The following is a 23871-nucleotide window of genomic DNA, read 5'->3' as shown; positions in this document are numbered from 1 at the left end:
TCCGTCACGGCTGGACCACAACCGTTGTGGTGAGTCCCCGGTGACTCACCACCACCTCCCCACCGCAGGTCACAGCCTCAAAGACGCCGAACTCACCGGCCTAGTGCAAAGTCACCACCCACGAACTCACCGCCTCTCGAACATCCACCGTCGACTGTTCTTCGTGTCCCTCGTGCGGAGTGCCTTTCGGCCGGGCCCGTGCCGTCCGGCCTCTGTCCGGCCTTGACTGAGCATGAACACCACGCACACCCTGCTGGCCGTCGCAGCCGCCCTCGCTGTTGCCACGCCCCCGGCTGCCGCATCCCCGGCCGCCGCCGCGCTCAGCTACCGCTGTTCGACGAGCACGCAGACGATCGACGACGCCGGATACAGCGGCCCTGCCCCCGACAACTGGGACATCAGGATCCAGGTGTGCGCGGCGCGCTCCGGAACTACCGTCTACGCCTACGCCGACATCGGCTGGGACGGGCCCGCCTTCTACGCCAGCAAGGACGCGACGATCTTCGACGGAGCCAAGATCCGGCTCCAGATCATGCAGTCCCGGCAGGGCACCGATCCCGTCGTTGCCGAGCGCGACTTCGAGATCAAAGACCGGCTGGAGAAGGCGACGTCCGGCGGGGACCGTGACGGGAACTACCGCACGCCGACGATCAGCCACCGGGCCGGGAGCGGCGCGTACGGGAACGGGGTCCTCTATGTCGACTGGCACAAGGACGGCCGCGGCTACCAAGGCCACGACTACAAGGGCTCACCGACCGTCTGACGATCCCAGTGGCCGGCACACTGACGGCGGCGCGCGCTCTACTTCACCGACCGCGCGAAGGCCTTCGCACAATGGGGCCGACGAGACGAATGCATCCGCGCCCTCCTCCAAGCCGAGTACTGGGCCCTACAGGAAACCCACGCCCGAAATCCCTCGTCTCCGGCCTGCTGCTCTCCGGACGCACCACACCCGAACTCCGAGGCATTGCCGCCCGCACCGGCGTTCTGCACAGCTAGGACTTGTCCATGGACAGCTGACAGAGGCCCCCGGCCGCTGCCGGTGAGGCGGCGTACGAGGGCCTGGGGGTGGAGGAGTACAGGGCGGGCGCCTACTCGGCGAAGGCGTTCTCGATCTTCTGCGCCTGGGCGAGGTGCCTGCTGTCGACGGCCAGGAGCGCATCCCGGAGCCGGCCGGGGTCAATGAAGTGCTCCGGGTCGTCGTCGTGGGGACCGCTGAGCCAGGCGGCAGCGTAGGTTCCGTAGCGGCCAGCGGGAACCAGCAGGTCGGATCCCCGACCGAGTACCCGCACACCCTGAAGCAGTCCGAGCGCGGCGCCGGATTCACAGGGGATGTAGGTGATCAGTTCCTGGCGGGCGTGGTCGGCGATCACCGTGAACCCGGCGTCGAGGGGCACGGGGAGGGCATCGAGCGCTTCGAGACCTCGCTGCAGAGGTGCGATGGCGACGGCGTCCCACGTCCAGCCGCACGCCGCCCACGAAGAGCTGCCGGTGCGGAGACTGCCGAGGACTTCGGGGGCAGGATCGAGGAGGGCGACCCATGTCCGGGCGCCATTCATGGAGTTGGCCATAAACGGACCGTAAGGGGAGTACAACAGATCGTAGGCACGCAGTGTGCGTGCCAATTTTCGCCGGGCCCGGGAGCCACGCTCATGGACAGTCGTCGTATCGCGGAGAACATCGCCTGCTGGCGCGCAAGGCGCCGCCTGACCCAAACCCAGTTCGGCGCGCTGATGGGCAAGAGCAAACGCTGGGTCCAGGATCTCGAAGCCGGCTCGCGTCAGGCAGATCCCCGCCTGTCCGTCCTCGAAGCGGCCGCCCGCGTTCTTGCCGTCCCTCTCGCCGTACTCCTCGCCGGAACTCCCGACGAAGCTAGCGATCACGCTCACGCTGACGAGATGGATGCGATCAGGGCCGTCCTGCACCGCCACGACATCGTCACCGGAGCCCCAGCCACCCCCGCTGACCCCATCGACGTGGAGACCCTGCGCCGATCCGTCCACCACGCCTGGCGCCTGTTCCAGTCAAGTGCCGCCTTCACCAGCCTTGGTGGCCGCATGCCAGGACTCCTGACCGATGCCACCCAAGCCGCCGCGCTCCACCAGGGCGACGACCAGCTCGCCGCATACCGCGCCCTCTCCATGACCCTCCAGCTCACCGAAGCCCTCGCGATCAAAGCCGGAGCCCCCGACATCGCCTCCCTCGCCGGCCACCGCGCGGTCATCGCCGCCGAGCGCTCCGGCGATCCCGTCATCCAGGCCTCCGCAGCCCGCCATCTCGCTGACGCCCTCACTGCCGACGGGTACCCCCACGCCGCGGCAGCCTTCGCCCAGACAGCCGCCACCCGCCTCACCAACGACCTCTCCACCCGCGGCCCAGCCGGACTGTCCACCCTCGGCATGCTCTACCTCAAAGCCGCCATCGCCCAAGCCACCGCCGCTGCCCTCACCGACCACCGCGCCACCGCCGCCGCCCGCCAGGTTCCCGACCTGCTGGACCAGGCCGACGAACACGCCCACCAGCTTCCCCGCGATGCCGACGGCAACGCCCTGTTCACTGCCTTCAGCCCCACCAACGTTTCCCTCTACCGCCTTGCCACCCACGTCAAGCTGTACGAAGGCGCCGCCGGAGCCGCCGTCGCCCAGACCCTCACCGCCGACCAGCGCGCTGCCCTGCCCCGAGAACGCCGCGCCCACCTCCTGACCGACCTCGCCCACGCCTACACCCAAGCCGGACAGCGGGAGAAGGCCGTCGACACCCTGCTGGACGCCGAGCGCGAAGCCCCCGAAGAGGTCCTCGGCCGCCCCCGTACCCATCAACTTGTCGAAGACCTCCGCCTCCTGGGCGCCGGGACCGCCGAGGGCCGCTTGCGCGCACTCGCCGGACGCTGTGGACTACCCGCGTGACCCAGACCCTGTACGTGATCTCCTGCGCAGCCCCGCCCGCCCGCCGCATCACCACTGGCATCAAAGCCGCCCAGGCCCGCGGATGGGACGTCGCCCTCGTCCTGACCCCCGCCGCCCACCGCTGGTCCATCGAAGAAGCCAACGGCGACAGCGAACTCGACGCCTGGCGAGACCTAACAGGCCACCCCGTCCGCCACACCTACAAACTGCCCTCCCAGAGCGACGTCCTGCCCGACCCCGCCGCCCTCCTCGTTGCCCCCACAACGCTGAACACCACCACCAAATGGGCGGCCGGCCACGCCGATACCCTCGCTCTCGGCCTCATCACCGAGGCCCTCGGCATCCCCGAACGCCCCGTCGTTGCCCTCCCCTACATCAACGCCGCCCAGGCCCAGCACCCCGCCCTCGCCCCCGCGGTCGCCACCCTTCGCAGTGCCGGAGTCCACTACCTGCTCGACGACGGCAACGGGCCCGGCTTCCGCCCCCACCAGCCAAAACAAGGCAACGTCGACGCCTACCCCTGGGACCTGGCCCTCGACACCCTCGACACGCTTCGCTGCTCCTGAGTGCCGCTCGCTCAGTGTCTGCTTTAGAGGGTGCAACAGCAGGTCATCGCCCTTGAGCCGGTGCTCGCCAGGGATCACCGGGTGCCCGCTTCGAGCTGGGCCGGAATGCGGCTGGCCCTCAGCTCCTGCAGGCGCACGCAGCCGCCCCTGAGGGTGAACCTCCAGGGGTTTCCTACATTCGGGGCACGGATGTCAGGAACTGCAACTGGCAAGCTGCCGGGGTTCTACGATGAACAGGTGCCTGAGACGCTGCCCCCTGCGGTTGACCTCTTCCTCGATGTGGAGCGCCTCCAGCTCACGGAAAGGGAGGAGCCGCGCCTCTCACCCGCGGACGAAGCGGCCAGAGATCACGTGTGGGAGAAAGCGGTCCAGGCCAACCCGGACCTCTTTGATGGGCCGGTGGTGGCCTGCGCCGGACTGGAGCACACGGATCCGGGCGTCCTGAGTTTGTCGTGGGTGAGGGTTACGTACCGGCATTACGCCCTGCGTCGTGTCCCTGGCGCCACGGCGCTGCCGTCGCTGTTCGTGAACGTGCTTCAGCCGACCGATGACGGCCGTGTGGTGGTGGCGAGGATGTCGTCCTCCACGGCTGCGCCTGGCCGTTGGCAGTTGCCGGGGGGCTCCGTGGAACCGCCGCGGGCGGGTGAGGGGCTTGTGGAGGCAGATCTGGCAGGCCAGGCCGCGCGGGAGCTGTTCGAGGAACTCGGGCTCGATGCCGGCGCGGAGGTGTTGAAGCTGTGGGCTGTGGCCCGGGGGGAGAACGGGAGCGTCGGTCTGACGTACCGTGCTCCGGTTCTGCCGGAACCGGCGGTACGGGCTGCCTTTGCCGCTGTTGCTGCCGCCGAGCGGGCTCAAGGGCGGGAGCCGGAGCTGGACGACATCGCCCTGGTGAGTTCGCCGCGGGAACTGGAGTTCCTGTCTGGTCCCCACGCGGACTACCTGGAGCCGCTGGTCCGGCGTTTCACCGCCCAGCTCGAACGCTGACGCACCGAGTTCAGGCGCCGGCGAGAAACTCGCGGCCGCGTTCGTCGAGCTCGGCCACGCACCGCAGTCCGCGGGCCCGGAACCGGGCGAGGTCGCCGCGCATCCTGGAGACGGCCTTGCGGGTCCGTACGGAGTGGACGCCGTCCATGTGGTCGATGGCTCGGTGCCAGGTGGCGCACGCCTGCTCGATGCTGCCTCTCTTGAGGTGCATCTCGGCGCCCGCGACCAGGTCCAGGGCGACGATCCGCGCGTAGGTGGAGGACGGGCGGGCCGTGGCGGCCAGCGCGTACTGCTCGGCGGCGGCGCGGTGGTCGCCGATGGTCTCGTGGACCTTGGCGGTGCGGGAGTACACGGATGCGGCTGGCGGCCCCCAGGCCAGCGCCCAGAACGGCACCTCGTCCCCGGGTGCGCCGGTCAGCAGGGTGCGGGCGTGGTCGGCGGCGGCCAGGGCGGCGCGGTGTTTGCCGCTCTTGGCGAGGGTGTGGGCGTGGACGACGCGGAAGAGGGCTTCGGTCTGGGCGTCGACGTGGCCCTTGGCCCGGTTCAAGCCGGTCTCGGCCAGGCCCAGGCAGTGCTCGGGGCGGTGGAGTTTGAGGCCCTGCATGGCCATGGTGCGCATCACGAAGCCGTCGTGCCCGCGAAGGCTCGATTCGGTGGCCAGGGCGTAGGACTGGAGGTAGTAGCGCTGGGCGAGGCCTTGCTGGCCGGCGTCGTAGCTCTTCCAGCCGAGCAGGTGCACGCCGCGGCTGGCGGCGGAGAGCATGTGCTGGCGGATCTCGTCGGTGCGGAATCGTGCCCGGCACAGTGGGGCGACGTCGTCGCGGAGGTAGGTGACGAGGGCGCTGCGGCCGTGCTGTCCGCCGTGGCGTTCGTCCATTTCGGAGAACGCGTTGATCATGTCGCGGACGGCGGCGACCTCGGCCATGCCGACGGTGTGGCCGGTGCGTGCTGCGGCTGTGCGGGCGGCGATGTCCTGGACGTGGTGGAGTGGCAGGGCGGCGGCGGCCGCGGAGTAGGCGGAGGCCGTCAGGAAGCGGCGGCGGTCCAACTCGTACCTCCACATGGGCAGCAGGGCGTCCAGCGGGTCGATCCCAAGGGACAGTCCGATGGTGTCACTTTCGGCCTCGGCTGTGGAGGGCAGTCCGAGGTCGGCGGGGGTCAGCAGGCGGCCAAGGCGCCGGGAGAGGGCGACCGCGAGGAAGCGGGGGGTGTCGCCGCGGGGTGCGGAGCCGCCGATCCAGTGCTCGATGTTCGACTTGTTGGTGCGTAAGCGTGTGCCGCACTCGGCCGCGACGGCGCAGACCGCCTTGGCCAGCGCCTCGTAGGTGAGGCCGGATTCCGCGACGAGGGCTCTGAGCTGGTCGTTCGGCGTGCGCGTGGTCATGGCACCTGCCTGGGATATACGCGATATACCGCTTGGCCTGCCCGTCACCGTACCGCTGCGCGGCGCCCGGCGGTTGACTCTTCATCAGGCCCGAGCCCGGCGGTCGGCATCCGTATCGACGCCGCCCCGGATCTGCTCCCGTGCCCACGTCTGCGAGCCCTACGGATGCCCCATGCCCTGGGAGGGATCTTCATGGATGAGCCTGATGACCGCTGGATCGCCGCCACCGCGGCGGCGCTGCTGACTGCGGAGTACGAAAACGTGCCGGTCGAGCCGCTGACCCGGCGCTGGCCCGGCCTGCCGCTGGAGTCCGCCTACCGCATCCAGGCGGCAACCGTGGCCCGGCACGTGGCGGCCGGTGCCCGCGTCGTCGGGTACAAGGCCGGCGCCACCTCCAAGGCCATCCAGGAGCAGGCGGGCGTCGACGAGCCGGACTCCGGTGTCCTCCTGGACGACATGGTGCTGCCCACCGGCAGCACCATGCACCGCTCCGTGCTGATGCAGCCGCGGGTGGAGGCGGAACTGGCCTTCCGGCTCGGCAGCGACCTGTACGGGCCCGGCGTCGCCCTGGAAGAGGCGCGGGCGGCGGTGAAGGAGGTGTTCCTCGCCCTGGAGGTGATCGACACCCGGTTCACCGGCTGGCAGATCACCATCGCGGACAGCATCGCCGACAACGCCTCCTGCGGGCGGGTTGTCACCGGCCCCATGGTGCCCATGGACGCGGACATGGATCTGGCGGCCGAGCCGCTCGTCGTGAGCGTCAACGGCACCGCCGTCGCCACGGGCGAGGGCCGGGCGGTCCTGGGCGACCCGCTGCTCGTCCTGGTCTGGCTCGCCGGACGGCTGCACCGCTTCGGCGAAGGCCTGCGGGCCGGTCAGCTGGTCCTGGCCGGCGCCGTGCACGCGAGCCTCCCGCTGGAGGCCGGGAGCACGGTCCGCGCCCAGTCGCCGCACCTGCCGCCGGTCGAGCTGCGCGTCCGGTAACAGCCGAGCGGCACCACTGCTCGACGCATCCTCCCTTCTCCTCTGAACGAAGGAGCGGCCGATGGCTGCTGAAGAACGACGGCGCGTCGCCGTACTCGGCGCGGGTCTGATCGGGGTCGACCTCGCGGGCAAGATCGCCCGGTCGTCGAAACTGGAGCTGGCCCTGGTGGCAGGACGCAACCGCGACAGTCTGGGCCTGCGCCGGGCAGAACAGATGGGCCATCCCACGGCCGCGGGCGGTGTCCGCGCCGTGGTGGACGCGGGGACGTTTGATGTCGTCTTCGACGCCACCAATGCCGACAGCCACGCCGAGCACTGGGCGGCGCTGCGGCCGACCGGTACCACCTTGATCGACTTGACCCCCACGGGCCTGGGAACGGTCACCGTGCCGGGGGTCACGGGGCACCGCTCGGCGGCTCACCGGCACCTCAACCTCGTCAGCTGTGGCGGGCAGGCCTCCATCCCGATCCTCCACGCCATCGCCCAACGCTGCACCCCCTCCTACATCGAGGTGGTCTCCACGGGAGCGAGCGCGAGCGCCGGTCCGGCCACCCGCCTCAACCTCGACCAGTACATCGCCACCACCTCGGCCGCGATCCGGACCTGCACCGGCACCCGGGAGGCGAAGGTGATGGTGAACATCAGCCCCGCCCGGCCCGCCCCGCCGTTCCGGGTGGCCATGACCGTTCTCGCCGACAACTTCCGCCCGGCGCCGGTGCGGACGAGCATCGCGGCCGCCGCCGACTCCGTCCGCGCGTACGTGCCCGGATTCAAGGTGACCTCCGTCGCGGTGGACCCCGGCCGGATCCAGGTCGTGGTGGAAGTGACCCCCTCCGGCCGCCACCTGCCCAGCCACGCCGGAAGCGTCGACATCATCAACGCCGCTGCCGTCCTGCTCGCCGAGCAGTCCGCTGCCGCCTCCCGATGAAGGGAACCACGCCCGTGAACAGCACGCCGAACGATCCCCGGCCCCCCGTTCTGATCCACGACCCGACCCTGCGCGACGGGCACCACGCGGTCGGCCACCAGCTCGACACCGACCAGCTCCGCGCCTACGCCACCGCCGCGAACGCCGCCCGGGTGCCGGTCGTGGAAGTCGGCCACGGCAACGGCCTGGGCGCCTCCAGCCTCCAGATCGGCCGCGCCCTCCTCGACGACACCACGATGCTCACCACCGTCCGCGAAGCCCTCACCTCCTCGAAGATGGGCGTCTTCATGGCCCCCGGCTGGGGCACCTCCGACGACCTGACGGCCGCCGTCCACCTCGGCGCCGACGTCGTACGCATCGCCGCGCACTGCACCGAGGCCAACGTCACCGAACGCCACCTCGGAACTGCCCGCGACATCGGCGCCGAAGCCCAGGGCGTCCTGCTCATGAGCCACATGGCCAGCCCCGAACGCCTCGCTGAGCAGTGCGCCCTCATGGTGAAGTACGGCGCGCAGGCCGTCGGCATCATGGACTCCGCCGGCAACTACCTCCCCGGCGACGTCGCCGAGCGGATCCACGCCATCGCCTCGGCTGTGGACGTCCCGGTGATCTTCCACGGCCACAACAACCTGGGCCTGGCCGTGGCGAACTCGCTGACCGCCGTGGACGCGGGGGCATCCGTCATCGACGCGACCGCCCGCGGGTTCGGTGCCGGAGCAGGCAACACCCAGCTCGAAGCCCTCGTGGCCGTCCTCGACCGGCGCGGCTTCGACACCGGGATCGGCCTGCGCGAGATCCTGTCCGCCGCCGATGTCGCCGCCGACCACCTGATGAAGGCCCCGCCCTCCATCGACTCCATCGCGGTGGCCGGCGGACTGGCCGGGGTGTTCTCCGGGTTCAAGCGCCCCGTCCTGGAAGCCGCTCGCGCCGAAGGCGTCGACGCCATCGACCTGTTCCTCGCCCTCGGGGAGCGACAGATCGTCGCCGGGCAGGAAGACCTGATCGGTGATGTCGCCCGGCAGATCAAGGCGGGCACCCGATGACCCGGGCCGCCGTGGTGGCCGCGGCCGGCGCCGCGCTCCCTGCGTCCGTCGTCTCCAACGAGGACCTGACCGTGCGCCTGGACACCACCGACGAGTGGATCCGGTCCCGGACCGGCATCACCCGCAGGCACGTCGCCGGAGCGGAGCAGTCCACCGCTGACCTCGCCGTCCGGGCCGCCACCCAGGCCCTGACCAGCAACGAGCCGGAGAGCGTAGACGCCCTGGTCCTCGCCACGACCACGCCGGACCGCTGCTGCCCGGCCACCGCGCCCACCGTCGCCACGCGCCTGGGCCTCACCGGGATCCCCGCCTTCGACCTGGCCGCCGGCTGCACCGGCTTCCTCTACGCCCTGGCCACCGGCGCCGGACTCATCGCCGCCGGAACCGCGCGGACGGTCCTCGTCATCGGGGCGGACCGCCTGGCCAGCCTCCCCCGCCCCGACGACCGCACCACCGTCCCCCTGTTCGGCGACGGCGCCGGCGCCCTGCTCCTGCGGCGCGGCACCAGCGACGAGCCGGGGGCGCTCGGCCCGGTCGTGCTGGGCAGCGACGGCACCGGCGCGGACCTGATCCGCGCCGACCACCCCGGCGCCCTCCACATGGACGGAGCCGACGTCTTCCGCCACGCCGTCGACCGCATGGCCACCGCCTCCCGGCAGGCCGCCAACGCCGCCGGATGGGACCTCGGTGACGTCGACCGGCTGGTCCCGCACCAGGCCAACAGCCGCATCACGGGCTTCGTCGCCCGCCAGCTCGGCGTCCCCTCCGACCGACAGCTCGGCAACGTGGGCGAGGTCGGCAACACCGGCGCGGCCTCCATCCCCCTGCTGCTGGAGCGCGCCTCGTCCGACGGACACCTCACGCCCGGACACCGCACCTTGCTCACCGCGTTCGGCGCCGGACTGACCTGGGGCGCCCTCACCCTCACCTGGCCCGACCTCTCCCGCACCCGCCGCCTGGAAGGAGTCCCGGCATGACCGGTGACCTCGCCCGCATCCTGACCGACGATCTGGGGCTGCCCGCCGACCGGCTGGCCGACGACGCCAGCCTCGACCACGCCGGTTTCGACTCCCTCGCCGTCGTCGAGCTGTCCGTCCTGCTCACCGACCGGTACGGCATCGACTTCACCGACAGCGACATCAAGACCGCCGCCAACCTCGGCCAGCTCGACCTCCTCATCACCACCAAGCGCACCGGAAGGTAGACCACCCCATGACCCACACCAGCCGCCGGCCCGGACGGGCCTGGATCATCACCCCCGGCCTGCGTACCGACCGCTTCGAGAGCGCCCGCTCCTCCGGGGCCTCGGTCGCCGTCGTCGACATCGAGGACTCCGTCGCCCTGGCCGACAAGGAGACCGCCCGCACCGCCTCCGAAGCCTTCTTCGCCCTCCCCGACCCGCCGTGCACGCTCGGGATCCGCATGAACAGCCTCACCACCCGCGACGGCATCAAGGACCTCGTCGCCCTCGCCACCTACGCCTCCCGCCCCGACCTGATCGTGGTCCCCAAGGTGGAATCCGCCCGCGACGTCGAACTCGTGGCCGCCGCCCTGGACACCGACGGCTACACCCCCGACATCTGGGCCCTGATCGAAACCCCCCGCGCCCTGAACGCGCTCCCCGAGATCACGCACGCACCCCGCCTCGGCGGCGTCATCTTCGGCTCAGCCGACTACGCCGCCTCCGTCCGCTGCGGCCTGGACTGGGACTCCCTGCGCTACGCCCGCTCGGCCCTCATCAACGCCGCCACCGCCGCAAACATCCCCGCCATCGACGCCCCCACCTGGGAAATCGACGACCCCAACGCCCTGCGCCGCGACGCCGAACGCGCCAAGGAACTCGGCTTCTACGGCAAGGGCTGCGTCCACCCCCGCCACGTAAAGGTGATCGACGACGTCTTCACCCCCACCGCCCAGGAAATCGCCGAGGCCCGCGCCATCGTCGCAGCCGCCGACGCCAGCGGAGGCTCGGTCACCACCGTCGACGGACACATGCGCGGCACCCCCTTCTTCAACGCAGCCCGCGCGCTCGTCGCCGAAGCGGACCGGACATCATGAACACCGCGCTGCCCCACGGATACCGCGCCATCGACGACGACCGGATCCGGGAGAGCGTCGGCCTCTCCTACGCCGAACTCACCCCCGGCCTGGTCATCGAGCACCGGCCCGGCCGGACCGTCACCGAACTCGACAGCCTCCTCGGCGCCGCCCTGAGCGGCAACGTCGCCCCCATCCACACCGACGCCCACTACAGCAGCCAGACCCAGTGGGGCCAGATCCTGGTCTGCTCCGGCGTCACCCTCAACCTCGTCGCCGGCATGACCGTCCGCAGCATCAGCGGCCTGACCACCGCCAACCTCGCCGTCGACCGCGTCCGCTTCACCGCCCCTGTCCACATCGGCGACACCCTCTACGCCGAAACCAGGATCCTCACCCGCCGCCCCTCGGAAAGCAGCCCCGGCAACGGCGTCATCACCTGCCACACCACCGCGCACAACCAGACGGACACCGACGTCATGGCCTTCAACCGGACCTTCCTGGTCCCCCTGGACGCCGACACCGTCCGCAACGCCACCAACTACTAAAAGGGCGGGCCCATGAACCAGCAGCTGACCTTCACCGCGGCCGACGGCGGCCTGTGGGAGCAGTACGACCAGCTCGCCGCCCGCGCCTACGGACACCCGATCTCCGACGTCACCCACCTGCGCGAGCACGCCGACCTCCAGGTCGCCCTCCGCGGCGGCCGCGTCGTCGCGGGCGGCCTCGGCCTCCTCGTCGACCAGTTCTTCGGCGGCGCCCCCGTACCCAGCGCCTGCCTCGGCGACGGCTGCGTGGCCCCGGAAGAACGCGGCGAGCACCTGGCCACCGACATGGCCACCGAGCGGCTGCGGCCCCTCATCGACCGCGGGGCGGTGATCTCCACCATCGTCACCTCCTCCACCGGCTACGCCCGGCGCCTCGGCTGGGAGGCCCCGGTCGACGTCCTCGCCTGGGCCGTGGCCACCGACGACCTCAAGAAGTCCTTCACCGGCGAGGACTTCGAAGTCGAACACGGACTCAGCGACGAAGCGACCGCCCTCCAGCACCAGCTCGCCCGGCAGTGGAACGGCCCCGTCCACCGCCCCGCCTGGTGGACCCGGTGGAAGCAGGAGAAGAGCAACCTCACCACCTACCGCTTCGCCCGCCCCGGCCTCCCCACCGGCGGCCTGCTCACCCTGACGACCAAACGTCACGAACGCCACGGCATGAGCTTGGTCGTCCACGACTTCTGGGCCGCCAGCCAGCCCACCGCCGCTGCGATGCTCGCCTTCCTCGGCCGCCACAACACCCGGGCCCGCACCATCACCTTCCGCCGCGGCGCCCTCCCGCCCTACCCGACCCTTCTCCACGGCCTTCGCCACCACCGCACCACTGCAGAGTCCTGGCACCCCTGGATGCTCCGCATCCTCGATGCACCTGAAGCCCTCCGGCTGCGCGGCTGGCCCGTCGACCTCACCGCCACGGTCCACATCGAGATTGAGAACGCGACGGGCGACGGCTGGGACCGCTGGCAGCTCCACATCAAGAACGGGTCCGCGGAACTCGCCCCCACCTCCGTTCCGGGACAGGTGACCCTGAGCCGGAGGCAGCTCGCGGTCTGGTACGCCGGCGGGTACCGCACGGCCACCAGCGCCCGCATGGCCGGAGTCCAAGCCGTCTCCGAACGAGCTCTTACGAGCATGATCCGAAGTGCAACGGATCACGAACCCTGGCTCCCCGACCACTTCTAGCAGTTGGCGGGGCCCTCCGACCTGTTGGGTCGGAGGGCCCCGCAGGCTATGTGGTGCTGCCTTGAGTCACGATGTACAGGTGGCTTCCGGGAACCTCAGTGCGGGGGCTGACGACGAAGCCGTAATGCCGCAGGATCTGGGCAACGGCGTCTCCCATCGCCCGGCACGAACAGACCATGATCAATCGACGGCTACCGGCTCGGTATGCGGATCAACACGCTGCGCCGCGCCTACGCCGCAGGACGCCTGACCCCCGAGCGGATCACGGCCCTGGAACAGCTCGGCATGACCTGGAACACCCGGGCAAGCCAACCAGGAACTCATCGCCCGTGCCCGCGCCTTCCACGCTGCCCACGGTCACCTGCGCGTGCCCCACACCCACGTCACCGACGACGGCTACCCGCTCGGCAGCGCCCTCAAGACGCGCCGCAACCGCTACGCGCACGATGACGTCGACTCCAGCGTTGTGAGCGCGCTGGACGAGCTGGGCATGATCTGGGACGTACGCGAGGCCCGCTTCGCGGACGGGCTCACCGCGTGCCGCCGCTACCGCGACCACCACGGCGACCTCGCCGTCCCCGTCAACCACGTCGATGCCGAGGGATACAACCTCGGTGACTTCATCGCCTACCAGCGGGCCTTGGCCGCAGGCAGCGTTCGCGACCCCTCCGGCCGACCCCGCACCCTGGATCCCGAGCGCCGTACCGCCCTGGACGAACTGGGCATGGTGGGGCGTGTCAGCGATCTTGTGTAAGTCGTCTGGTGTCATTGGATGCTGAGCCGGTCCTCGAAGAACAGTGAGAACTGGTTCAGTGCCTCTTTCCAGTGTGCGGCGACGTGGTTCGCGTCGCGCGCTTTGGGGTTGATCTGCTCGCGGACGGCGAGGTAGAGGACCTTCAACGCGGCCTGCTCCGAGGGGAAATGGCCGCGGTTGCGGGTCGCTTTGCGGAGTCGTGAGTTGATCGATTCGACCATGTTCGTGGAGTAGACCACCGTCCTTATGGCCGGCGGGAACGCCAGGTAGGGCGTGAACTCCGGCCAGGCCGACCGCCAGGTCCGCACGATCGCCGGATAGCGTTCGCCCAGCTCAGAGGCTGCGAACAGGTCGAGGGCCTGCTCGGCCGCCGTCTCGGTCGGGGCCGTGTAGATGGATTTCAGGGCCGGCACCAGTTTCGGGTGGTCCTTCACCGACGACAGTCGGAGTGAGGCTCTGGTCAGGTGGATCACGCAGGTCTGGACGGTGGCTTTGGGCCAGGTTGCTGTGACCGCGTCGGGCAGGCCTTTCAGCCCGTCGCAGGCGACGATGCAGACGTCCTCGATGCCGCGGTTCCGCAGCTCGGAGAGGACGGCCATCCAGGTGGTGGCGCCCTCGCCCTCGGAGCCGATCCACAGACCGAGGACGTCTTTTCGGCCGTCCATGTCGACGCCGACGGCCAGGTAGACGGGCTTCGACGTCACCGAACCCGAGCGGATCTTCACCCACAGTGCGTCGATGTAGATGATCGGCCAGACCGCGTCCAGGGGCCTGTTCTGCCAGGTCACGAGCTCGTCGACCACCGCGTCGGTGACCTTGCTGATCAGGTCCGGGCTGACCTCGACCCCGTAGATCTGAGCCAGGTGGGAGCGGATGTCGCGCACGCTCATCCCGCGCGCGTAGAGCGAGAGGATCCGGTCGTTGAACCCGGCAAGGCGGCGGGCGTTCTTCGGGACCAGCCTCGGTTCGAAGTCGCCGTTGCGGTCCCGTGGCACGGCGAGAGTGACCGCGCCGGCATCGGTCAGGACCGTCTTGGGTGAGGTCCCGTTGCGGGAGTTCCCAGACCCGTGACCTGCCGGATCTCCGCGTTCGTAGCCGAGATGTTCGCTCATCTCAGCTTCCAGGGCTCGCTCGAGGACCGCTTTGGTGATCTCCGTCAGCAGCCCGCCCTCACCGAGCAGGGCCGTCCCCGAGGCGTCAGCCTTGTCGAGCAGCCGCTCGACCACCTCGTCGACCGTCTTGTCCCCGGCCACGGACGTGGCCGCTTCGTCTTTGTCTGCCATGACTCGTCCGATCCGCCTGGCCCACAGGCCCGAGGCCGAGCCCCGGGCCAGGCTTCCACATCACGGACTTACACGATCTTTCAGACACGCTCGGCATGGTCTGGGCCGCCGCCACCCCGAAGCCGGTCGGCGCTCAGACGGCTGCGCGTTCCGCTTGGGCGCGGGTGGTGCGAGGCGATAGGAGTCGGCCACGGCTCATTCCAGCACTCCGAGGGCGGTGTCGGGCCGGCAGTGCGGGCACGCGGAGACACCCTCGGCCAGCGCCCGCCGCGCCTGGTCGGCGGTGGCGGGCTTGCAGCGGGTGCGGGTGTCCCAGCACTGGCCGGTGTGGACGCGGGCGGGCAGCCGGCCGGTGCCGATGCCGTGCTCGATGAGCCACTCGGGCGGGGGAGGGGCGGGCCGGCGTTCGCCCTGGGCGGCGATGAGCTGCTCTTCGGTGGCTATCCAGTCGCGGGTGCGCTGGAGGTCCTGGACCTGGACGCGTTCGAGGAAGCGCAGGAGGTCAAGGCGCGGGGTGCTGGCCGGTGGTGGTGCGGACATGCTGCTACTTCCCGTATTGTGCCGCCCGCGCTTGCCTGCACGCCGCGCACAGGGGCTTCTCTGGGGCTGATTGTGTGGCGTTAGCACAATGAAGCGGGTTCGCGCAGCTCAGCGCAGGTGTGGCTGACGGTACCGGGTGCAACAGGTGTGGTGCCATCGCTGGATCGGGCGACAACAGCGCATGGGTGCGATCGCGGGCGGGTCGTCGACGAGCTTCCGGCCCCCACGGCCCACGCTGCGGTCGTGATCGCCCAGGGGCAAGGACGTACTGGGCGCAACGGCGCTGCAAGACTCGACGGGCTTCGGGCGGCGCTCGCCATCCTCGCTGTCGCCGCCCTTCTTCCCGACGGGGCGGCCCTGATGTTCTCGGCGCAGCCGTCGCGGGCGCGCCCTTGGGGCGTGGCAGGTCGGAAACCTTGCAATCCGGCTACCGTGGGTGTGTGGGTCGCGTGCGTATGGCCCGAGGACCCATTCAGCATCTGCGATTCATTCGCTCTGGGTGATGCGCTCAATGCCCCGTGTGTCTGGGGGAACACCGTCCGATGTCGGCGGTGGTATCGGACGATGGCCGCCCACGCCGTCGTTGCCGACGGGCCGAAGATTGCCTGCCAGTCTCTCTGCGGAGGGAAAAGTGATGAACGCTGCGGGTTTTTCGAGCTCCTCGGTAACGGCCGCGTCGTGGGAACCCTATTTTGAGGACGGCCGGGAGACGGGGGAGATTCATTGGCTCGTCAAGGCGGAAGAGGGTCAGATGTCGGGGCTGTGGAGGATCGGCCCCGCGGAGGGTGCGGAGTTCCCCTACAAGCCCGCGGCCACCGACACGTTCCACGTGATCGAGGGCGAGGCCGAGCTGGAGACCCCTGACGGCGAGAAGATCGAGCTCGTCGCCGGGGGCATCTATTCCTTCCCGGCCGGATTCGCGGCCACCTGGAGAACCCGCTCGCCGTTCATGAAGTTCTTCGTCGTGGGCTGAGGACCAGCCATGCACGCAGCGTGACACTTGCGTCGGTGTACCCACAGGAGAACAACCGAGAAGACACGAGATTTAAGGCAGAGCGTGGCATGCGACCGGCTGCCGTCCATTCCCGGATAGTGGCTCGCGAGTCAGGCCGGACGACAGTAAGGGAGCAGAACGTGGCGACGTCAGATTCTGAAGTGGATGTCGTGATCGTAGGCGGCGGTTTCGCCGGCGTGACGGCCGCGCGTGAATTGTCCGCGCGCGGACGCCGGGCGGTCCTGGTCGAGGCGCGCGACCGACTGGGCGGCCGGACCTGGACGAAGGACCACGACGGGCATCCGATGGAGTTCGGCGGCACGTGGGTCCACCCTCTGCAGCCGCACGTGTGGTCCGAGATCCACCGCTACGACGTCGAGACCGAGACCTTCCCGGTCCTGGAGGGGCTCCGGCAGGCGGTCGTCTCCGACGGCCGCCTCGTGGACCTGTCCGACGAAGATGCCGTACGGGCACTGGAAGCGCTCGACGAGTTCTGTGCCCCGGCCACGGCCCTGTTCCCGGAGCCGTTCGCGGAAACGCTGGGCCCGGACCCGGAGGGCCTCGCTGACCGGTCGCTGCGTGAGCAGCTCGACGCCCTCAAGGCCGATCCGGCGCTGCGTGACTGGGTAGAGGGGATGTGCTGCACCATCGCGTTCGGCCCTCTCGACCAGTCCGGCGCGACCGAGGTCTACCGGATCTACGCCCTGTCGGGACACGACGCGGAACAGACGATCGCCTCGCTGTCGGCGACGAAGCTGGTGAAGGGGACACGTGAGCTGATCAACTCCATCGCCGGACAGGCCACACTCACCGATATCCGCCTCAACTCGCCCGTGCGGCGCGTCGCCCAGACCGATGACGGGGTGCGGGTCGAGCTGGAGAGCGGCGAGACCGTCAGCGCGCCGACCGCGCTGATCGCGCTGCCGATGAATGTCCTGAACAGCGTGGAGTTCGAGCCTGCCCTGTCGGAGATCAAGCGGACCGCGTCGGCCGACCGGCACGCGGGCATCGGCATGAAGTGCTTCGTCCGCGTCAAGGGCGACATCGGCAACGTGAGTATCGTGGGCCCCGAGTCCCAGCCGATCAACTGGTTGGTTACCTACGCCCACGGGCCGGAGGGCTCGTGGCTGATCGCGTTCGCCTCCAACCCGAAGACGCTGGAGCTGACCGCGTTCGACGACGTCCAGGGCATGCAGAGCGCCCTGCAACCGTTCCTGCCGGGCGTCGAGGTGGAGAGCATCGTCGGCTGGGACTGGACCAACGACCCGCTCGCACTCGGCACGTGGTGCATCTACCGGCCGGGACAGCTGACACAGGTGCTGCCGGACCTGCGCACCACCGAAGGACGCCTGTTCTTCGCGGGCAGCGACTCGTCGAACACGTGGCGCGGTTTCATCGACGGGGCGATCGAGAGCGGCTACCGCTCCGCCCGCGACATCGACAACTACCTGGCCTGAGGCGGTACCGGCCCGGAGCTGTGACGGCAGACCCCAAATGGGTTCAAGGCGGGGTCACCTGGCGGCCGGTGGGGCATCGTCCCCACCGGCCGCCGACCGGTCCCGATGCCGCCTGCCTTCCTGGACCGCGTTGAGCAGGAGCCGGGCCGCCACGCCGACAAGCAGGAAGTTGACCGCCATCTGCCCCGTGGTGAGCAGCCGGGCGGTTTGGCTGCGCGCGGTGATGTCGCCGAACCCGACCGTGCTGAACACGGTCATCGAGAAATACAGCGCATCGGTCCGCGAGAGCTCTTCGCTGAAGCTGCCCGAGACACCGCGCTCCATCAGCCAATAGGTCGTTGCGAACAGCAGCACGACGAGAGGGACGGTCACCGCCAATGCCTCCATGGCGCGCAGCCCGGGCCACGGGGACAGTGTGATCCTGCGGATCTGCCAGGCCAGAAGCAGGGCCAGCACCGCGATGCCGCCGACCAGCGCAAGGACGGGACCGGCGGTGAAAGCCGAACCCAGCGGCAACAGGTAGTAGCCGGCGACGAGTGCGCCGGCTGTCACCAGCGCACGCAGCGAGGCGAACAGCGCCTGTCTGCGACCGCTACCCGTCCTGTTCAAGGGTTCCTTCCCGATCGCACCGGATGGCCTGACCGCTCCGCTGGACCTGCTCCGCCGCCAGCCTCTCGGCTGAACCGGTTCCCGCGCAGCAGGCACACCACGGGGTCACCGGCATGGCGGCGCCGGTGTGGACGGCACGTGGGCCGACTCCCCGCACTGCTGGGTCATCCTCACCGTGTACGAGATGAAGCGACGCCGCCGAACTCACCGCCGCCGACCACCTCACACCCCACGGCCTGGTCCTGGAGATGCCGGGGATGCACGGTCCGTCCGGCCGGCAGACTGCTGTTGCCGCGACATCGACAACTACCTGACCAGCTGATCACCGGCGGCGGGGCCTGCCACAGACCCCACCGCCGTGATCCGGCTACGGGTCCTCGGGCAACGGGGTCAGGGCGGCGGGAGCGAGCACCCACAGCAGGGCCCGGCCGGTCAGCGGCGTGGTGGCGATGAGGGAGAGGTAGACCTCCGCCACCGATCCGTCGCCCCGCAGGACGTCGAGGTCGCCGGACAGCCGCGACAACAGGAGCAGGGCGATGTCGACGATGAGCCATGAGGCCAGGTTGGCGCCGATCCACCACGCCCAGCGTCTGGTGACCTTGCGCAGGACCACCGACTGCGACAGGCCGAGCAGGGGACCCAGCGCCAGGCTCTGGCTGGCGGCCAGGAGATAGGCCATCGACACGTCCTGGTCCGATTTCTGGGCGCCGATCACCGCGGGCATGATCACCAGCAGCCAGGCCAGCAGCGCCGGTCCGATGTTGGCGGTCACCCACGCCTTGCGGGGAACGGCCACCCGCTCCCGCACGATCAGCCACTGCAGCGTTCCCAGGACACCCCCGAACAGCACGGCTCCCAGTGTCGCGATCACCAGAGCCACCAGTGCGTGGCGGCTGGCGAGGCTCAGGTGCAGGACGTCGCTGCCCAGCAGTGCCAGCGCGACACCCACGCTCAGGACGATGACGAACGCGATCGAGTTGTACGCGATCCAGCGCCAGTACAGGCGGGGCTCCCACCCACTCGACGCCGGCACCTCACGGGCAGAACCAGAAGCGGTCATCACCCACTCCTACCGTGCCAAGCCCCGCCCGCAGCGCAGACCCACTGATACCCCCCGCCGACCATCTCAGCCTCGCTGGTTGAGAGCGCGGGTCAGGTCGCGGTTGGCGGCTCGGGCGGCGTCGAGTTCGGCCTGCCGTTCTTCCAGAGCGCGGGTCAGCTCGACGTTTCGTTGCTCGATCTGGGTGAGGCGGCTGTTCAGTTCGGCGACGTCAGCGGGTGCACCGAGGCCGGAGGTCCTCCAGACTTCTTCACCGAGCGCTCTCGACAGGCGTTCTTCGAGTTGCTGGACGCGAGCGGCCAGGCGTGCACTTCGTGCCGCCGCGTTGGCCAGGTCGGTTTGCAGCGATGCCCGGGTGACCGCCGGCCCGCCCGCGGTCGCTTTGGCCGGTTCGTGGGCGGCAGTGTGGAGTACGTCGAGTAGGTCGCGGTGGCGGTAGAGGAAGGTGCGGTCGACACGCGCGGCGCGGGCGATGGCCGATGCGGTCAGCGGTGTCCCGTCGTGATGGGCAGCGGTGATGGCGCTCTGCACGCGACTGCGGCGGCGCGCGGTGTCGGCCTGGCGTCCGTCGTTCCTGGCAGTGGTCACGGCTGGTGGATCCTTGGGGGTCGGACGTCGGGAAGCGGTTGGCCGACGCGGGGCATGCCGAGGTGCACGGTGCGGGAGCGGCGCACGAGGGTGACGGCCTGCTCGATCTGCGCGCGGTCCTCGGCGGTCAGCTGGTCGAGGTCGGTGGTGACGCGGTCGATGAGCCGGCGGACCCGGCTGATTTCCTCGCTGCTGGGCATGGCCTGCGTACGGGCCCACTCGTCGGCCTCGAACGCGGGCATCAGCCGTTCCCGGCTGCGCAGCAGGTCGGCGAGGTGGGCCTTCAGGTCGGGGAGGTAGGAGACATCGGTGGAGAAGTGTTCGCAGCCCAGGCAGCGGAACCGCAGCGGGCAGGCGTGGCCGCCGGCGGCGACGTTGGACGGTTCGCGGCAGACCCCGTACGGGGTGGCGACCTCCCCGATCGCTCGGCGGACGTGCTCGGAGTCCAGCAGGCTCTGCGCCGCGCGCCAGACCCGGTTGCCGTGCCGGTCGAACTGGAGCGCGGTGACCCGGTCGACGGCTTCGCGGCGCCGCTCGGCGCCGATGCGGTAGTAGCCCTGGGTGGTGGTGATGGCCCGATGGTCCATCAGCTCCTTGAGGACGTCCGGCGGCACCCCGGCGTCGGCGTGCCGCTGGGCGTAGCAGTGCCGGTAGGCGTAGGTGAAGATGCGGGCCTTGTCGAACGGCACCAGGTGCGTCACCTGGGTGCCGGCCTCCACGGTGATGACCGGAACGGCGAGGTCGGGAAGGGAGTCCACCCACTTGCGGTGCCTGCTGGCGATGTCGCTGACCGGCTTGGTGCCCTCAGGGTTGGTCTTCGGCCGCGGCAACAGCCTCAGGCGGGCCGGTGCGACGTCGGGGAAGCGGGCCCGGACACGTTTCTGCTGGCGTCGGATCACCTCCGCGGTCTCGCCGCCGATAGGCAGGCGGCGGCCGAGCCGGTACGCCTTGTGGTTGTCGTAGATCAGGACGGGCGACCCGTCGGGATCGGTTTCCAGGCAGTCCAGCGTGAGGGTGTAGATCTCGTCGGGGCGGCGGCCGGTGTCAATGAGGAGTTCGGTCGCCACACGGACCTCGGTGGTGCTCATCTCCTCCAGTAGGTCGAGGTTCGCGCACAGGACACGCATCACCTCCTCGGGCAGGTCACGGCCCGCCTCGGTGTCCTCCGGCTCGTCGGGCATGTCCTCGGGCCAGAGCGCGAAGTCGACCGGCATGCCCTCCAGCAGGCCGCCCGGCCCGGCCAGGCCCAGGGTGCGAAACCGCAGCAGGACCCGGCGGACGAACCGGGTGAACGCCAGACGCCGGGACGCACTCAGCTTCCCACTCGCTGTCAGGTGCCCCATGCGGTTGGTGAACGCGACGATGTCGCCCCGCCCCCACCCGGACGGATCTTCACCACGATCTCGGCGATGCAGACGCAGGCTCTCGGACAGCATCGCCACCGCGGCCACGACCGCGCGGGCGTGGTGGACGGCGTTCTTGTTCCGCCGCCGCGGCAGATCGTCGTAGACCCAGACCTTCATCGCCTCACGCAGCGCCGACTGCGTGATCGCGGTGAACGGCACCGTGCTCGTGCGCCCGAACACGGCCATGTCCCACACGTCCTTGACCCGCTCCGTCTCCGGCGTGCTGTTCAACCGGACGAGCGCCACCTGCGCGGCACGGATCATTGTGGCGTGCTCACGGCCGAACCCCACCGCCTCCGGGGCGGTCAACTGCTCCAACGTGGTCACCTGCAGGGTGCGCATCCGGTCGTAGAGCGGCCGCAGGATCTCCGGCCGCAGCTTGTACCCGTTCTCGATCCGGGACCACAACGCGTACAGCGCCTCGGCGACCAGAAGGTCCGGCAGCCCCCGCAGGCTCACCTCCCGGGTGGAACACACCGCCCTCTCCACTCGCCGCCACCGGGCCTCGTCGAAACCGGCCTCCTCGCGGACCACCCGCAGTCGCTGCGTGTGGGTCTTGCAGTAGGGGTACTTGCTGCCGACTCGGTCCAGGTAGCAGGCGGCGATCCGGCACGGGCCGAACCCGGCCAAGCCCACCACCTTCGGATGCACCAAGAACTCCTCCAGACCGATCCCGCCCAACATCTGCGTCCGCTGCAGGCGATGCGTCGCGCACAGCATCGCGGCGGGAGTGTCCCGCGGCCGCTCGCACCGCGCCACCGTGCACGGAAGCTGCCCCACGCCCGTGGAGAAAGCCTTCGGATGCACCAAGAACTCCTCCAGCGGAAGGTCGGTCTTGCTCCACCGCTCCATGCAGCCCCGGCACATCGGATGCGTGAACACCGTGATGGCCAGCGGGCAGTTCGGCACAGGGCAGTCCGGCAAGCCGATCACTGGATGCACCCGGGGAAAGGTGATCACCCGGCGCTGCCAGCACCAGCCCAACATCTCCAGGAACGTCGAATCGAGAACCTCAACGATCTCCTCAAAGCGCGCATCCCCCGCCGGTGCCTCGACCGCCGGCCGCATGGTCACCGTCTCGGCCGTCACAGGCTCTCCTCCTGCTGGACGGTGGCGCGCGGAGTCGGGACCCGCTCCACAGCCGCCCGCACCCGCCCCGGATCGGGAAAGCGGTACGGACCGGACGAGTCCGGGCTGCGGTGGCCCAGCAGGGCCTGCACCTCGTCCGGGGTACCGCCCGCGTCCGTGACGTTCGACCCGAACGCCCGCCGGGCCATGTGCGGACCCACCCGCCGGCCCAGCCCCGCCCGCTCACCGAGCCGCTCGAAGAGCTCCCCGATCGCCTCCGGCGACATCGGTGCCCCCAGCGGAGCACGGAACAGGTTCACGAGGAGGAAGTCGCTGCCCCCGTCCCCCTGCAGACGGTGCCGCTCCTCGTAGTAGAGGTCGAACGCGGACACCGTCAGGAAGTCCAGCGGCGCCACCCACGAGTGCCGCGACTTCGACCAGGCACCGTTGGAGTTCTCCCGCCGCCGCACATGCACGTGCGCCCCCGGATACTCGCAGCCCAGCGCCCGCGAGTCCGGCAGCAGATGCACATCACTGCGCCGCAGCCCGGCGGCCTGCCCGCGCCGCAGCCCCACCCGCCCGAGCAGCAGCACGACCAGGCGGTCCCGCGCGCTGCGGCACGCGACGAACATCGCCACCAGCTCGGCGTCGGCCGCCCGGTCCACCTCCGCGACCGGCTCCCTCAGGCGGTGAACCGGCCGCAGCCGATAGAACAGGCCTCCGTCCTCGCCGGTGGCCTCCGCCGGCAGATCACGGCTGTCTGCAAGCTCGTAGATCTGCCCCAGCACCCCGCGCGGCGCCTCCCCCGCGGTGACCGCGTACGACAGCAGCCCCCGCACCGCCACCAGCACCCGATTGATCCGCCGCTCACCCCGCACCGGCGCCGCCCCCGGGCCGGGCTGCACCACCGGCACCACCCCGTGAACGGCGGCCGGGGTGTACTTCAGCCAGACCATGAACAGGCCCAGATCTCGGCCCGCCGCGGGCCACTGCCGGCCCGTCGACCTGCACCACCTCAGGTACAGGGCGACCCCGCAGGCGTACGACTTCGTCGTCAGCTCGGCCCGGTCCCGCCCGAACCGAAGGTTCCGCAGCCAGCGATCGGCCACGCAGACGACCTCCAGGTCGTCATCAAGGACCGTCCAGTACCTCTGCCCGGACGGCATCACCACGGGAAACGCCCGCATCCGCAACTCCTGCTTCGAGTCGTGCAACAACCCGCCGCAGAGCCACACCCCCCGAGAACGAGTCCCAAGAGAGCAACGAACCGACCTCACCCCACGTCACACCACAGCTGATCCACCCCAAGAGAAAGCGAGTTCGCTCCGACGCCGTAGCGGCAACAGGGCTGACGGCACTTCGCACAGGGGCCGATCTGGGACGGGGCGCAGCTCAGGGCGGGCACTCTGGCTGAGGTCTGGGGGGTGGTCATTGGCGGTTCCCTTCGGATGGCGGCAGTGCTGGCAAGAACGTTGTAGGGGGTCCCTCCAGACTGGCATGACGACCTGCGACGTTCTTGTGGTTCAGCAGACACATCAGGGTCGCTG

The 23871-nt window shown here is 70.1% G+C and carries 24 protein-coding genes and 1 pseudogene; 16 read left to right on the top strand and 9 right to left on the bottom strand.

Annotation, left to right across the window (positions count from 1 at the left end; all coding sequences use genetic code 11):
• Positions 1–232 precede the first annotated feature (232 nt).
• Entirely contained in the window at positions 233–763 is a 531-nt protein-coding gene (locus tag ACZ5D2_RS25815) for a hypothetical protein (RefSeq protein ID WP_468932370.1), read from the top strand.
• 328 nt (positions 764–1091) lie between these two features.
• Here the strand turns inward: ACZ5D2_RS25815 and ACZ5D2_RS25810 are convergent, their stop codons facing one another.
• Entirely contained in the window at positions 1092–1571 is a 480-nt protein-coding gene (locus ACZ5D2_RS25810) for a hypothetical protein (RefSeq protein ID WP_468932367.1), read from the bottom strand.
• 81 nt (positions 1572–1652) lie between these two features.
• Between ACZ5D2_RS25810 and ACZ5D2_RS25805 the strand changes: the two genes are divergently transcribed.
• The 3 genes from ACZ5D2_RS25805 to ACZ5D2_RS25795 all read left to right on the top strand — a co-directional run bounded on the left by ACZ5D2_RS25805 (position 1653) and on the right by ACZ5D2_RS25795 (position 4456).
• Complete coding sequence (locus tag ACZ5D2_RS25805) at positions 1653–2906, top strand: helix-turn-helix domain-containing protein (protein ID WP_468932364.1); 1254 nt, start codon at positions 1653–1655, stop codon at positions 2904–2906.
• The gene (locus tag ACZ5D2_RS25800) at positions 2903–3472 is read left to right on the top strand and encodes a flavoprotein (protein ID WP_359929080.1); all 570 of its coding nucleotides are present in this window, start codon (positions 2903–2905) and stop codon (positions 3470–3472) included. Before ACZ5D2_RS25805 ends, ACZ5D2_RS25800 begins: the two co-directional genes overlap by 4 nt.
• Before the next feature lie 237 nt (positions 3473–3709).
• Positions 3710–4456 (top strand): NUDIX hydrolase, encoded by a 747-nt coding sequence (locus ACZ5D2_RS25795; RefSeq protein WP_468932361.1) that lies wholly within the window; start codon positions 3710–3712, stop codon positions 4454–4456.
• A 10-nt stretch (positions 4457–4466) separates the two neighbouring features.
• On the opposite strand, the gene ACZ5D2_RS25790 is transcribed toward ACZ5D2_RS25795, so the two are convergent.
• Positions 4467–5840 carry a hypothetical protein gene (locus ACZ5D2_RS25790; protein WP_468932359.1) on the bottom strand — a complete coding sequence of 458 codons (1374 nt, stop codon included), beginning with the start codon at positions 5838–5840 and terminating at the stop codon, positions 4467–4469.
• 192 nt (positions 5841–6032) lie between these two features.
• Here ACZ5D2_RS25790 and ACZ5D2_RS25785 point away from each other — a divergent pair, with 192 nt between their 5' ends.
• The 10 genes and pseudogenes from ACZ5D2_RS25785 to ACZ5D2_RS25740 all read left to right on the top strand — a co-directional run bounded on the left by ACZ5D2_RS25785 (position 6033) and on the right by ACZ5D2_RS25740 (position 13319).
• Positions 6033–6824, top strand: coding sequence for a 2-keto-4-pentenoate hydratase (locus ACZ5D2_RS25785; protein WP_468932356.1), 792 nt, complete (start codon positions 6033–6035; stop codon positions 6822–6824).
• A 61-nt stretch (positions 6825–6885) separates the two neighbouring features.
• A complete protein-coding gene (locus ACZ5D2_RS25780; RefSeq protein ID WP_468932353.1) occupies positions 6886–7752 on the top strand; it encodes an acetaldehyde dehydrogenase (acetylating) in 867 nt (288 codons plus the stop codon).
• A 14-nt stretch (positions 7753–7766) separates the two neighbouring features.
• Positions 7767–8795: a 4-hydroxy-2-oxovalerate aldolase gene (gene dmpG / locus ACZ5D2_RS25775; RefSeq protein ID WP_468932351.1), complete on the top strand. Its 1029-nt coding sequence runs from the start codon at positions 7767–7769 to the stop codon at positions 8793–8795.
• Positions 8792–9772: a beta-ketoacyl-ACP synthase III gene (locus ACZ5D2_RS25770; RefSeq protein ID WP_468932348.1), complete on the top strand. Its 981-nt coding sequence runs from the start codon at positions 8792–8794 to the stop codon at positions 9770–9772. Before dmpG ends, ACZ5D2_RS25770 begins: the two co-directional genes overlap by 4 nt.
• Complete coding sequence (locus ACZ5D2_RS25765; RefSeq protein WP_468932346.1) at positions 9769–9999, top strand: acyl carrier protein; 231 nt, start codon at positions 9769–9771, stop codon at positions 9997–9999. The genes ACZ5D2_RS25770 and ACZ5D2_RS25765 overlap by 4 nt, the downstream gene beginning before the upstream one ends.
• Before the next feature lie 8 nt (positions 10000–10007).
• Entirely contained in the window at positions 10008–10853 is an 846-nt protein-coding gene (locus ACZ5D2_RS25760; protein WP_468932343.1) for an HpcH/HpaI aldolase/citrate lyase family protein, read from the top strand.
• Positions 10850–11380 carry a MaoC family dehydratase gene (locus ACZ5D2_RS25755; protein ID WP_468932340.1) on the top strand — a complete coding sequence of 177 codons (531 nt, stop codon included), beginning with the start codon at positions 10850–10852 and terminating at the stop codon, positions 11378–11380. The genes ACZ5D2_RS25760 and ACZ5D2_RS25755 overlap by 4 nt, the downstream gene beginning before the upstream one ends.
• A 12-nt stretch (positions 11381–11392) precedes the next feature.
• Positions 11393–12565: a GNAT family N-acetyltransferase gene (locus tag ACZ5D2_RS25750; protein WP_468932337.1), complete on the top strand. Its 1173-nt coding sequence runs from the start codon at positions 11393–11395 to the stop codon at positions 12563–12565.
• A 183-nt stretch (positions 12566–12748) separates the two neighbouring features.
• Positions 12749–12841 (top strand): annotated as a pseudogene (locus tag ACZ5D2_RS25745) (helicase associated domain-containing protein); the annotation flags it as partial.
• A 46-nt stretch (positions 12842–12887) separates the two neighbouring features.
• Entirely contained in the window at positions 12888–13319 is a 432-nt protein-coding gene (locus ACZ5D2_RS25740; protein ID WP_468932490.1) for a helicase associated domain-containing protein, read from the top strand.
• A gap of 11 nt (positions 13320–13330) precedes the next feature.
• On the opposite strand, the gene ACZ5D2_RS25735 is transcribed toward ACZ5D2_RS25740, so the two are convergent.
• Entirely contained in the window at positions 13331–14602 is a 1272-nt protein-coding gene (locus ACZ5D2_RS25735) for an IS256 family transposase (RefSeq protein WP_468932336.1), read from the bottom strand.
• Positions 14603–14797: 195 nt separating this feature from the next.
• Complete coding sequence (locus tag ACZ5D2_RS25730) at positions 14798–15142, bottom strand: DUF6233 domain-containing protein (RefSeq protein ID WP_381523600.1); 345 nt, start codon at positions 15140–15142, stop codon at positions 14798–14800.
• Positions 15143–15893: 751 nt separating this feature from the next.
• On the opposite strand from ACZ5D2_RS25730, the gene ACZ5D2_RS25725 reads away from it, so the two are divergent.
• Positions 15894–16115 carry a cupin domain-containing protein gene (locus ACZ5D2_RS25725; protein ID WP_468932333.1) on the top strand — a complete coding sequence of 74 codons (222 nt, stop codon included), beginning with the start codon at positions 15894–15896 and terminating at the stop codon, positions 16113–16115.
• A gap of 191 nt (positions 16116–16306) precedes the next feature.
• Positions 16307–17593 carry a flavin monoamine oxidase family protein gene (locus tag ACZ5D2_RS25720; protein ID WP_468932330.1) on the top strand — a complete coding sequence of 429 codons (1287 nt, stop codon included), beginning with the start codon at positions 16307–16309 and terminating at the stop codon, positions 17591–17593.
• Between the two features lie 54 nt (positions 17594–17647).
• Here the strand turns inward: ACZ5D2_RS25720 and ACZ5D2_RS25715 are convergent, their stop codons facing one another.
• The 5 genes from ACZ5D2_RS25715 to ACZ5D2_RS25695 all read right to left on the bottom strand — a co-directional run bounded on the left by ACZ5D2_RS25715 (position 17648) and on the right by ACZ5D2_RS25695 (position 23511).
• Positions 17648–18202, bottom strand: coding sequence for a potassium channel family protein (locus ACZ5D2_RS25715; RefSeq protein ID WP_468932327.1), 555 nt, complete (start codon positions 18200–18202; stop codon positions 17648–17650).
• Positions 18203–18569: 367 nt separating this feature from the next.
• Positions 18570–19262 carry a hypothetical protein gene (locus tag ACZ5D2_RS25710; RefSeq protein ID WP_468932324.1) on the bottom strand — a complete coding sequence of 231 codons (693 nt, stop codon included), beginning with the start codon at positions 19260–19262 and terminating at the stop codon, positions 18570–18572.
• 66 nt (positions 19263–19328) lie between these two features.
• Positions 19329–19850, bottom strand: a complete 522-nt coding sequence (locus ACZ5D2_RS25705; protein ID WP_468932321.1) for a hypothetical protein — start codon at positions 19848–19850, stop codon at positions 19329–19331.
• Positions 19847–21907, bottom strand: a complete 2061-nt coding sequence (locus ACZ5D2_RS25700; RefSeq protein WP_468932318.1) for a tyrosine-type recombinase/integrase — start codon at positions 21905–21907, stop codon at positions 19847–19849. The genes ACZ5D2_RS25705 and ACZ5D2_RS25700 overlap by 4 nt, the downstream gene beginning before the upstream one ends.
• Positions 21908–22341: 434 nt before the next feature.
• A complete protein-coding gene (locus ACZ5D2_RS25695; RefSeq protein ID WP_468932315.1) occupies positions 22342–23511 on the bottom strand; it encodes a tyrosine-type recombinase/integrase in 1170 nt (389 codons plus the stop codon).
• Between the last annotated feature and the right edge of the window lie 360 nt (positions 23512–23871).

It is taken from the genome of Streptomyces sp. NPDC031479 (genome assembly GCF_055581065.1).
The sequence above is the reverse complement of the archived record's forward strand: the minus strand, read 5'-3'. Positions and strand labels throughout refer to the sequence as shown.